We start from the raw sequence: 11,666 nt of genomic DNA, 5'->3' as shown, positions 1-11,666 counted from the left end.
GCCCGGTCGAGCAGGTGCCGCAGCAGCCGCCCGGTGTCCAGCGGGCCCAGCGGCTCCAGCGGGATCCGCCGCGCCGGCGCGGGCAGCGGGTCGGCCGAGCCGGATCCGCAGGTGGTGACCACCGCCAGCGGCAGTCCCCGCTCACCGGCCGCCACGTGGAGCTGGTGCAGGAACCGGCGCAGCGCCGGGGCGGCCCGGTCCAGGTCGTCCACCGCGACCACCACCGGCGCCTCGGCGGCCAGGCCGAGCAGCGCCTCGCGGCAGGCGACCACGGCGCGCTGCGCCACCGTGTCGTCGTCCGGCGCGGCCAGGAACGCCGCCAGCACGCCGCCCGGGCCGTCCACTCCCGTCGCGTCCGGCCGGGGCCGCACCAGGTCGGCCAGGGGCGCCAGCTCCCCGCACGGGTACGGCGGGCAGGCAGTCACCCGCCGGCGCACCGGCACGCCGTCCACGCTCGACACGGCGCGGGTCACCTCGTGCAGCAGCCGGCTGCGGCCACTGCCCGGCGGGCCGACCAGTGAGATCCAGCGGGGACGCCGCTCACGCAGCGCCCGGGTCACCTCGTCGGCCGCGCTCGCCAGCTCCCGGCGGCGGCCCACGAGCGGGACGCGGTGCCGGGCCGGCCGGCTCCCGGCCGGTCCGGTCACCCGCCACACGTCAAGCGGAAGCGTCTTGCCGGCGAGCGTCAGGGTGGCGAGTGGACGCTGCTCGACCAGGCCCGCCACCGCGTCCCGGGTGGCCGGGCAGACCACGACCCCGCCGGGCGGCGCGTGCTCCTGGAGGCGGGCCGCCGTGGTGATCACCGCGCCGCTGGCCGCGCCGTGGCCGCCGTCGCGGACCCCGGCCAGGTCCAGCAGCACCTCACCGGTCGCCACGCCGACCCGCACGCTCAGCCGGACGCCGGCCGGGCGCCGCCGCGCCAGCGCGGCCTGGATGTCCAGCCCGGCGCGCACCGCCCGGTACGCGTCGAGACCGTCCGAACCGGACGCGTCGAACAGTGCCATCACCGCGTCGCCGACGTACTTCTCCACCACGCCCCGCCAGCGGCGCAGCACGGAGGCGACGGTGCCGAAGTAGGCGCGCTGCAAGGCGCGCACGTCCTCCGGGTCGAGCTGCTCGACGAGCCGGGTCGAGCCCACGATGTCGACGAAGAGGACGGTCACGATCCGTCGTTCCTCGGGCACCGGCCGGCACGCCGCGATGACGGCTTCCCGACTCCCCACGGGCGTGGTGATCAACATCGCACCCACCCTTTCCCCGATAGCGGTGCCCGACGACCTCCGCAGACTTTCACCACCGGGTTCTCGGGGGATCTGTAGGACGACGTATGTCGGGCACCCGCAACCATTAGTCGTGTAGTCGACGCGAGAGGTACGAGTCCGGCCCGGAGGCCGTAGAACGGTGCGGGGACCTGTGACTAGGCTGCGTTCCATGGCCAGCGACGTGGACACGGCACCGCTCGTCGGCCGTACCGGGACCATGGCGACGCTGCGGTCGGCGCTCTACGACGACCTGCGGCCCGGGCAGACCGGCGCGGTGTTCCTCACCGGAGAGAGCGGAGTGGGCAAGACCCGCCTGCTGACCGAGGTCGGCGAGCAGCTGCGGCAGACCGGCGCGCTGGTGCTCACCGGCACCTGCCTCGACATCGGAGACGCCTCGCCGCTGCACCCGGTACGGCAGGCGCTGCGCCGGCTCGAGGCCGAGCAGTCCGAGGCGCGCACCACCTCGGCGATCCGCGGGGTGTTGCAGGTCTTCGACGAGGAGACCCCCGGCCCGGACGGCGCCGGTGCGCTGCTGGAACGCGTCGCGCAGGGCCTGCACGTGGTGGCCGGCGGACGGCCGCTGGTGCTCGTCCTCGACGATCTACAGTGGGTCGACCGCAGCACCCGCCAGCTCCTGCTCTACCTGCTGGCCGGCCTCGGCGACCTCCAGCTCTCCGTCCTGGCCGCGATCCGGGCCGAGTCGCTGCGCGGCGCGCATCCACTGCGCCGGGTGCTCACCGAGCTGCGCCGGCTGCGCTCGGTACGGGTGATCGACCTGCTGCCGCTGGACCGGTCCGCCACCGACGAGCTGGCCGCCGCCGTGGTCGGCGCGCCGCTTCCGCCGGACGCCGCCGACCAGCTCTGGCAGCGCAGCGGCGGCAACCCGTTCGTGGTGGAGGAACTGGCCCGCGACCGGCGCGACGGCCGCGACGGTCTCTCCGACACGCTGCGCGAGGTGTTCCTCGACCGGGTCGACGCGCTGCCGCAGCCGGCGCACGCGGTCGTGCACGCGGTGGCGGTCGGCGTCGAGCCGGTCGAGCACTGGCTGCTGGCCCAGGTGGTGCGGCTGCCCGAGGACGAGCTGCTCGACGCGGTCCGGGAGGCGGTCGCGCACCGGCTGCTGGTCGGCGCCGACGACGGCTACCGGCTGCGGCACCGGCTGGTCGCCGAGGTCCTGGCCCACGAACTGCTGCCCGCCGAGCGGGCCGCGCTGCACCGTCGCTACGCCGAGGCGCTCACCGCCGTACCGGCCGAGCTGCACCAGGCCCGGCTGGCCCACCACTGGCGGCACGCCGGGGAGCCGGGCCGGGCGCTGCCCGCCGCGATGGCCGCGGCCCGCGAGGCGGAACGGCTGCACGGGTACGCCGAGGCGCACCGCCACTGGTCGGCAGCGCTGACCCTGGCCACCGAGCCGGCCGCCGTCCTGCCCGACGGGGCACGGCCCGAGCCGGTCGAGGTGGACCGGGCCGAGCTGCTCAGCCACGCCGCCGAGGCCGCGCACCACAGCGGGGAGCACGCCCGCGCCCTGACGCTGCTGGAGGAGCTGGCCGACGACCCGTCCGGCCCGCCGGTCTGCGCGCTGCGCATCCGCCGGGCCCGCTACCTGGCCGCGGCCGGCCGGTCCGCCCCCGCCGAGCAGGAGTACCGGCAGGTGCTGGGCTCGCCCGACTGCACGCCGCGGGAGCGGTGCACGGCCGCCGCCCGGCTGGCCGAGCTGCTGCTGCACCTGGGCCGCTACGCCGAGGCCGGTGACCAGGCACGGGAGGCCCTCGCGCTCGCCGCCGACGTGCCCGGCACCACCTCCGAGGTGGTGATGGCCAGCGCCGCGCTCGGGTTCAGCGAGGCGTTCCTGGAGGATCCGGCCGCCGGGCTGGCGGTGATGCGCCGGGCGCTGGACACCGCCGAACGGTCCGGCCGGCCGGAGGACGTGGCCTGCGCGTACCTGCACCTGGCCGAGCTGCTCACCGGGCCGCTGAACATCCTCGAGGAGGGGGTGGTGGTGGCACGCCGGGGCGCCGACCGGGTCGCCGAGCTGGGGCTAGGCCGCACCTGGGAGACCCGGCTGCTGGCGGTGGCGACGAACGGGCTGTTCCGGGTGGGGCAGTGGGCCGAGGCGGAGAAGGTGGTCGCCGTCGCGCTGCGGCACCGCCCCTCCGGGGCCGACGCGGTCGAGCTGCTGCTGGCCCGGTGCCGGCTCTCCGTCGGGTACGGCGACGTCGAGGCGTCCGACCGTGACCTGGAGGCGGTGGCGACGGTGCTGGCCGGCGGCGGCGCCCGGCACGTGCTGCCGATGCTCATCCTGCGCGCCGGGCTGGCCATGTGGCAGGGCCGGCACGACCTGGCCCGGCAGGCGGTGCAGCGGGGCCTGACCGAGAGCCGCTCCGACGACGTGATCGTGCTGGCCACGCTGGCCTGGCACGGGCTGCGCGCGGAGGCCGAGGCGGCGGCCGGCCGCACGATCGAGGTGGACCCGAACGCGGTACGCCGGCTGCGCGAGGTGGTCGACCGGGTGACCGGCAAGAGCGCCAAGGCGGGCGCGCCGGTGCGGTACGTCGCCGAGGGGTTCCTCGCGCTCTGCGACGCCGAGCTGAGCCGGCTCGACGACGGCCGCGGCGACCCGGCGCTGTGGGAGCGTTCCGCCGCCGAGTGGGACCGGCGCAACCACCCCTATCCGGCGGCGTACTCGCGGTTGCGGCAGGCCGAGGCGCTGCTGGCCCGCCGCAGCCGGGTGGCCACCGCCGGCAAGCTGCTGCACCGGGCGTACGCGATGGCCCAGTCGCTCGGCGCGGTGCCGCTGACCGCGGAGATCCGTACCATCGCCTCGCGGGCCCGGGTGCCCCTGGACGCCGCGCCGGATCCGGCACCGGTGCCCCGGCAGCGGGCGGCGGCGCCCGCCGGGCCGGCGGTGGACGAGCTGGCGACGCTCACCGCGCGGGAGCGGGAGGTGCTCGCCGCGGTCGCCGAGGGTCTGACCAACCGGGAGATCGGCCAGCGGCTGTTCATCAGCGAGCGGACCATCGGCGTCCACGTCTCGCACATCTTCGACAAGCTCCAGGTACGCACGCGGGTGCAGGCCAGCGCCATCTTCCTGCGCAACGGCGCGGAGTAGGCGTACGTCGCCAATACGTCGTTCGACGGATCCGCCGGGTGGACGACGCCTGGCAGGCTGTCCCGCGGAACAGGGGTGGTGGCGTCGTGGGGGCGCCGGGGGCGCGGTGGAGGAGAGATGACCGAACCGGTCTGGGGTCCTGTGCACCAGGACATCGTCGGGTTGCTCGCCGATCACCCCGCCGACGTGCCGGCGGTCGTGGACCATCTGACCAAGCTGCAGGACCTGCTGGTCCGGCTGCCGCCGCTGGAGGAGAGCTGCCCGCTCGCCGACTTCAACAAGCTCTACCTGGTCATCACCAGCACCGTGCTCGACGGCCTGTACGACGACCGGTTCTGCGACCCGGTGTTCCTGGCGCGGCTGGACGTGGAGTTCGCGGCCCGCTACTTCGAGGCGCTGCGGTTCTGGACCGACTCCAGCCCGAGCACCCCGAAGGCGTGGTCGTGCCTGTTCAAGCGGATGCGCGGGCCGGACGCCCGGCCGCTGCCGTCGGCCGCCGCGGGCGTCAACGCGCACATCAACTACGACCTGCCGTTCGCGCTGGTGACCACGTTCGACAGCCTGGAGTCCGAGCCGATCGACGGCAGTGACCAGCACCGCGACTACCTGGAGATCAACAAGATCTTCGCCGAGCGGATCCCGGACCTGCGCCGTGGCTACCTGGACAACTGGCAGCTCATGATCGACATGGTGAACGGCGAGATCGACGACTGGTACCAGGGCGAACTGGTGGAGTACACCCGGAACGTGGCCTGGCGCAACGCGCAGAAGATCTGGCGCTGCCGGCACGACCCGGACGCCCGCGAGTGTGAGCGGACGCGGCTGGACGACAACGCCGCGCTGCTCGGCCGGCTGCTGCTGTCGCCCCTCGGGGCGTTCCTGCAGTAGCCGGGACGGGGGGTTCCCGCGTCCCGCCGTCCGGGCGCGGGACGCGGGAACGCCGCCCGCGGGTGTCGGGCCCGCCGCACCGGGTACGTCGCCGCCGTGCCACCAGACGAACCGGCCGGCCCCGGGGCGTTCCCGCCGGGCCCGGTCCGCCGCTTCCCGTTCCGCTTCGACCCGGCGTTCCGGCTGCCGCTGGCGCTGCTCGGCGTCCGGCCCGCCACGGCCTGGCTCGACTGGGGCCCGGACGCGCTCGTCGTCCGGTTCGGGCCGTGGCTGCTGCGCACCACGCCGGGCAACGTGACCGGGGCCGAGCTGAGCGGGCCGTACCGCTGGTGGCGGGCGATCGGCCCGCACCTGTCGGCGGCCGACGGCGGGGTGACCTTCGGGGCCAGCGTGGCCGGCGGGCTCTGCCTGCGCTTCGCCGAGCCGGTGCCGGCGCTGGCCCCCGGCCCGTGGCTGCGGCACCCGGCGGTCACCGTCACCGTGGCCGACCCGGCGGCGGTGCGCGACGCGCTGACCCGCGGACCGGATCTTTGACCGGTTCGGCCGGGCCGCGCCCGGGACAACCCCTACCGTCGTCATAGGGACGAAGGGGAGCAGATGGGGCAGGCGGGGGAGCCGGAACAGCCCCGGCGTACGCGGGAGCGGCGCCGGGAGGCGCACGCGGCCGCGGCGGCCCGGGCCGGGCGGCACGGCGACCACGCCGAGCGGGCCGGTCGTACCGTGCCGGAGCTGCCGGAACGGGTGGCGGCCCCGACGCGGCCGGCGGCACCGGCGGGCCGGCTGCACCGGTGGTTGTTCGCGCACCGGGTCGAGCCGGTCGGCCCGGAGGTCCGCGAGCACCAGACCCGGTCCCACCCGTGGTGGCAGGTGATGTGCCTGACCGGCGTCGACTACTTCTCCACGCTGTCCTACCTGCCCGGCATCGCCGCCGTGGCGGCCGGCGCGCTCAGCCCGCTGGCCACGCTGCTGATCGTGGCGCTGACGCTGCTCGGGATGCTGCCGATGTACCGCCGGGTGGCCCGGGAGAGCCCGCACGGGCAGGGCTCGGTGGCCATGCTGGAGCGGCTGCTGCCGTTCTGGCGCGGCAAGATCTTCGTGCTGGTGCTGCTCGGCTTCGTCGCCACCTCGTGGATCATCACGATCACGCTGTCCGCCGCCGACGCCAGCGTGCACCTGCTGGAGAACCCGGTGCTGCCCGGGTCGTTCCCGCACGGCGGCACCGCGGCGGTGCTGGTCACGGTGGCGCTGCTGCTCGTGCTCGGCGGCGTGTTCCTGCTCGGGTTCAGCGAGGCCGTGCAGGTGGCCATCCCGCTGGTGGCGGTGTTCCTGGCGTTGAACGCGGTGGTGGTGGTCGCCGGGGTGGCCGAGGTCGTCGCCGATCCGGGCCTGCTCGGTGACTGGACCGGCCGGCTGACCGACGCCGGCGGACCCGGCGACGTCCTGGTCACCAGCGTGCTCGCGTTCCCGCTGCTGGTGCTCGGCCTGTCCGGGTTCGAGACCGGGGTGAGCATGATGCCGCTGGTGCGCGGCGAGGGCGAGGACGCGCAGCGGCGGCTGGACGCCCGGATCCGCAACACCCGCCGGCTGCTCACCGCCGCCGCGCTGATCATGTCGGTCTACCTGATCGCCACCACGTTCGTGACCACCGTGCTGATCCCGCCCGAGGCGTTCGAGCCCGGCGGGCCGGCGAACGGCCGGGCGCTGGCGTTCCTCGCCCACGAGCACCTCGGCGAGGCGTTCGGCACCGTCTACGACATCAGCAGCGTGCTCATCCTCTGGTTCGCCGGCGCCTCCGCGATGGCCGGGCTGATCAACATCGTGCCCCGCTACCTGCCGTCGTACGGCATGGCCCCGGAGTGGGGGCGGGCGGTACGTCCGGTGGTGCTGGTCTACACCGCGATCAGCATCGCCATCACGATCGCCTTCTCCGCCGACGTGAACGCCCAGGCCGGCGCGTACGCCACGGGCATCCTCGCGATGATGGTCTCCGGCGCGATAGCGGTGACCATCGCGGCGGTGCGCGCCCGCAGCCGCGCCGCCGCGGCCGGGTTCGCGTCGCTCACCGCCGTGCTGCTGTACGCGCTGGTGGAGAACGTGGTGGAGAAGCCGGACGGCATCACCATCTCCGGGTTCTTCATCGCCGGGATCGTCGCGGTGTCGCTGATCTCCCGGGTCACCCGGACCACCGAGCTGCGCGCCGAGCGGATCGAGTTCGACGAGGCGGCCCGCCGCTTCGTCGACGAGTCGGTGGCCCGGGACGGGCGGTTGCACCTGATCGCCAACAAGCGGCAGACCGGGTCGGTGAAGGAGTACCGGGTCAAGGAACGGGCGCAACGGTCGATGAACCCGGTGCCGGGCGCCGCCGACGTGCTGTTCCTGGAGATCGACGTGAGCGACCCGTCCCAGTTCAGCCAGGTGCTGCGGGTGCACGGGGTGGAGTCCGGCGGCTACCGGATCCTGCGCGCCAGCAGCCCGGCGGCACCGAACGCGATAGCCGCGATCCTGCTCGCGTTGCGGGACGCGACGGGGGTTCGCCCGCACTGCCACTTCGAGTGGTCCGAGGGGAACCCGATCGCGCACCTGCTGCGCTACCTCATCCTCGGCCGGGGCGACACCCCGCCGGTGGTGCGGGAGATCATCCGCAAGTCCGAGCCGGACCCGACCCGCCGTCCCGGCATCCACGTGGGCGGCTGAGGTGCGCGGGCGGAGGCGCGAGGGCCGGCTGAGACGCGCGGGCCGGCCGAGCGCGGGGGATCGGCGGAGCGCTAGCCGAGCGCGCGGACGCGGGCGAGCAGGTCGCGGGCGCAGAAGTCCAGGAATCCGTCCGGGTCCGGCCCGGCGTTCTGCAGCACGATGTGGTCGAAGCCGGCCTCGACGTACGTCCGCGCCTTCTCCACGTGCGGCTCGGCGTCCGGGCCGACGGAGAACTGCTGCCGGATGTGGTGGTCCTCGACCCAGGCGGTGGCGGCGTCGAAGTTCACCGGGTTGGGCAACTCGCTCATCACCTTCCAGCCGGTGATCGCCCAGCGGCTGGTCTCCCGGGCCGCGCGGACCGCCGTCTCCTCGTCGGTGGCCCAGGCCATCGGCACCTCGGCGTAGCGCGGGCCCTGGCCGCCGGCGTTGCGGTAATGGTCGACGATCGACGACTTCGGCTCGGTGGCGAACAGGCCGGTGCCCAGCTCGGCCGCGAGACCTGCCGACTCCCGGCCGCTCGCCGCCACGGCGATCACCGGCGGCTGCTCGGGCAGGTCCCAGATGCGGGCGTCCTCCAGTTGCAGGTGCCGGCCGCCGTACGAGCGGTAGCCGCCCTGCCAGAGCAGCCGGATGATCTCCAGCGCCTCGCGCAGCCGCTCGTGCCGCCCCCGGACGCTGGGGAACCCCTGCCCGACGACGTGTTCGTTGAGCCGTTCCCCGGCGCCCACGCCGAGCGTGAACCGCCCGTCGGAGATCAGCGCCATGGTGGCGGCGGCCTGCGCGACGATCGCCGGGTGGTAGCGGACCGACGGGCAGGTGACGCCGGTGGCGAGGCCGAGGGTGGTGGTGCGGGCGGCGATCGCGCCGAGCGCGCTCCAGGTGAAGCAGGAGTGCCCCTGCACCTCCAGCCAGGGGTGGTAGTGGTCGCTCATCTCGACGAAGTCGAAGCCGGCCTCCTCGGCTCGGACCGCCTGCCGGATGAGTTCCTGGGGCCCGAACGCCTCCGAGGCGAGCTTGTAGCCGATGCGCATGCCCGGTTCTCCGTTCCGTCGTCGCGGAACCGCTGCCGTTCCCACCGGTCCCGGCGGCAAACCAGGCGAAGCCCAGCCTCCTAGGACGCCGTAGGGATGGTGACGGCCCGCGCCGCGGGCACGGAACGGCCCGCGCTCGCCGAGCGGGCGCGGGCCGGGAGTACGGGGGTGGCCTACTTCGACGGCTCGGGAAGCTTGCAGTCCACCTTCGGGTTGGCGCCGATGTAGTTCAGCGGGCCGGCCACGATGGTGACCAGGATCGTGCCCGCCTCCGCACAGTTGGTTTCGTCGTTGCCGTAGTAGCCGCGCTGACCGGCGGCGATGGCGCCGATGATGAGCCAGATGACGACCAGGACGCCGACTATCGAGGTGCCGCGCATCAGTTGCCTCCACTGGGGTTGTGGTGGATTCGAGGTGGAGGCCTTGTACCCCGTGCGGGTGATCCGCCAAACGGCGCACCGGTGCCGGCACGGCCGATTCCGATTACCTCAGTGCGGTGGCATCGGCTCCTCGGGCGGCCGGCCTCGGCTGCGGCGGTAGTCGGCGGACGCCACCCCGGCCAGCACCAGCATCGCCCCGGCGGAGGCGTAGACCGGCGCGAGGAACAACCCGGCCGGGGCGATCGTGAGCAGCGCCAGTATCCCGCCGGGCCGGGACGCCGACACCCGGCTGAACACCTCGTACTCGAACGCGCCCCGGCCGATCAGGAACAGCGCCGGCCCGCCGAGGATCACCGCCAGCCAGGCCGGCGGCGTGTGGCCGGTCGGTTCCAGCAGGACCAGGTCGAAGCCCGCCGCGGTGGTCACCACGCCGGCCACCATCAGCAGATGGGTGTACGGCGCGGTGTTGAGGAACCGGCTCGGCTGGGCGGCCCGGGCGATGGCGTGCGGCAGCAGCTCACCGGACTTGTGCACGTAGATGCGCCAGAGCAGCAGCGTGGTGGCGAACGCGACGGTGAAGGCGGCCAGGTTCTCCAGTTCGGAGTGGTGCAGGCTGAACACGGTGCCGGCGACCAGCACGGCGTCGCCGAGCGCGATGATGAAGAACTGCTGGTACCGCTCGGACAGGTGCTCGGCGGTCACGTTGCGCTGGGACTCCGGCACCGCGCCCAGACCCGGCACCGGGTACGCCAGCCGGAACCCCAGGTAGTCGATGGCCAGGGCGCCGGCCCAGAACCACAACCGGGCGGTGCCGTACGCGGCCAGCGCACCGACCAGCCACGGCACGGCCGACACGGCGAACCAGACGAAGATGCGCAGGGCCCGCCGGTTGCTCTGCGGGTGCCGTCGCACCGCCGGCATGAGGAACAGGCCGCGTCCGAGATGGATCGCCACGTACGTGCCGCCGAACACCAGTCCCCGGGCGCCGAACGCCTCCGGGATGGCGGTGGTCATCAGCAGCGCGCCGAACATCACCGCCACGATCAGCAGCTTGATCTCGGTGCGCTGCGGATCGTAGATGTCGGTGACCAGGGTGGTGATCGCCCACGTCCACCAGATCGCCATCAGCATGACCAGGGACTCGGCGGCCCGCTCCCAGCTCACCGACCCGACCAGGTTGCGCGAGATCAACGCGAGCGCCACCACGTAGACCAGGTCGAAGAAGAGTTCGAGCAGCGTCACCCGGCGCGGCGCCTCCGGATCGCGGACCGGCGGTCGCCGGCCGGCGGGCTCCGGCGCTGCGGTGGGCACGACATGCTCCTGCGGGTGGCGGTTCGTGCGGCCGGCCGGGCCGGCCCTTCACCGACCGTAGCCATGCCCGCCCGCACGCGGTCACTTTTCCGGCATACCGGCCCGGGGCGGCGGTGGTGATGTCACCACGTCGGGTGCTGGTGCTGGTGGAGCGGCCGCCGGTTCGGGGTCGTGGCGGGGTCGGCGGGGTGCTGATGTCACCACTTCGGGGTACTGGCGGGGCGGGCCGCGAGGTCGGGGAGGTGACGGGGTGGGGAAAGGCGCCGGGCCGGTGGCGACCATCGTCACCACCGGCCCGGAATGTGGAGGACTGTCTACTCGGCGCTCGCCGGCAGCACCCGCTCGGCGTCGGCGGCAGCACCCGCCAGCACCTTGGCCTGCTGCGGCCAGGTGGCGAGGCCCGGCGCGGAGCGCAGGCCGGCGGCCTTCACGGTCTGCCGCAGCGCGGCCTCGTCCAGCTCGGCGAGCTGCCGGTAGGTGCGGATCCCGGCATCCTGCAGGGCGGTGGCCAGCTTCGGCCCGATGCCCTGGATCCGCCGGAAGTCGTCCGGCGCGTCGGTGTCCGCCGCGGCGGGGACGTCGTTTTCGACCGAGGTACGCGGGGCGGGCACGGCGACCGGCTCGGTGGCCTCGACCGGCGCGGCCTCGGTGGCCGGCGTGTCGATGGTGGCGCCGACCGCGGGCTCCTTCTCCGCGACCGGCTCGGCGTCGACGGCGGTGGCCGAAGCCGTCACCGGCTCGGCGTCGGCCACGGGCGTGGCAACCGGTTCGGTGGACACCGGCTCGGTCTCGGACGTCGCCGACACCGGCTCGGACACGACCGGCTCGGACACGACCGGCTCGGACACGACCGGCTCGGAGGTGACGGGCTCCGACACTGCGGGCTCGGACACGACCGGGTCGGAGGTGACGGGCTCCGACACTGCGGGCTCGGACACGACCGGGTCGGAGGTGACGGGCTCCGACACTGCGGGCTCGGACACGACCGGGT

9 protein-coding genes are annotated in these 11,666 nt (G+C 74.5%); 4 read left to right on the top strand and 5 right to left on the bottom strand.

Going from position 1 to position 11,666, the window contains the following annotated elements:
* Positions 1–1,163: adenylate/guanylate cyclase domain-containing protein (locus AC2CHG_RS26140; RefSeq protein WP_484525787.1), on the bottom strand; the 1,163-nt coding region annotated here is incomplete at its 3' end.
* A 268-nt stretch (positions 1,164–1,431) separates the two neighbouring features.
* Here AC2CHG_RS26140 and AC2CHG_RS26135 point away from each other — a divergent pair.
* The 4 genes from AC2CHG_RS26135 to AC2CHG_RS26120 all read left to right on the top strand — a co-directional run bounded on the left by AC2CHG_RS26135 (position 1,432) and on the right by AC2CHG_RS26120 (position 7,953).
* Entirely contained in the window at positions 1,432–4,371 is a 2,940-nt protein-coding gene (locus AC2CHG_RS26135; protein ID WP_484525786.1) for a helix-turn-helix transcriptional regulator, read from the top strand.
* A 117-nt stretch (positions 4,372–4,488) separates the two neighbouring features.
* A complete protein-coding gene (locus AC2CHG_RS26130; protein ID WP_135240450.1) occupies positions 4,489–5,259 on the top strand; it encodes a DUF5995 family protein in 771 nt (256 codons plus the stop codon).
* Positions 5,260–5,355: 96 nt separating this feature from the next.
* Positions 5,356–5,793 carry a hypothetical protein gene (locus AC2CHG_RS26125; RefSeq protein ID WP_262011760.1) on the top strand — a complete coding sequence of 146 codons (438 nt, stop codon included), beginning with the start codon at positions 5,356–5,358 and terminating at the stop codon, positions 5,791–5,793.
* A 63-nt stretch (positions 5,794–5,856) separates the two neighbouring features.
* Positions 5,857–7,953 carry an APC family permease gene (locus tag AC2CHG_RS26120; RefSeq protein WP_262011759.1) on the top strand — a complete coding sequence of 699 codons (2,097 nt, stop codon included), beginning with the start codon at positions 5,857–5,859 and terminating at the stop codon, positions 7,951–7,953.
* A 71-nt stretch (positions 7,954–8,024) separates the two neighbouring features.
* Here AC2CHG_RS26120 and AC2CHG_RS26115 read toward each other — a convergent pair whose 3' ends face one another.
* The 4 genes from AC2CHG_RS26115 to AC2CHG_RS26100 form a co-directional block, all read right to left on the bottom strand.
* The gene (locus AC2CHG_RS26115) at positions 8,025–8,984 is read right to left on the bottom strand and encodes a TIGR03557 family F420-dependent LLM class oxidoreductase (protein WP_484525785.1); all 960 of its coding nucleotides are present in this window, start codon (positions 8,982–8,984) and stop codon (positions 8,025–8,027) included.
* 173 nt (positions 8,985–9,157) lie between these two features.
* A complete protein-coding gene (locus tag AC2CHG_RS26110) occupies positions 9,158–9,364 on the bottom strand; it encodes a hypothetical protein (protein ID WP_013286658.1) in 207 nt (68 codons plus the stop codon).
* A gap of 108 nt (positions 9,365–9,472) precedes the next feature.
* Positions 9,473–10,675 carry a low temperature requirement protein A gene (locus AC2CHG_RS26105; RefSeq protein WP_484525784.1) on the bottom strand — a complete coding sequence of 401 codons (1,203 nt, stop codon included), beginning with the start codon at positions 10,673–10,675 and terminating at the stop codon, positions 9,473–9,475.
* 314 nt (positions 10,676–10,989) lie between these two features.
* The coding region (locus AC2CHG_RS26100; RefSeq protein WP_484525783.1) for a helix-hairpin-helix domain-containing protein at positions 10,990–11,666 on the bottom strand (677 nt) is incomplete at its 5' end.

The organism is Micromonospora sp. ATLC20, assembly GCF_057196585.1.
This window is presented reverse-complemented; position numbering and strand designations above follow the sequence as displayed.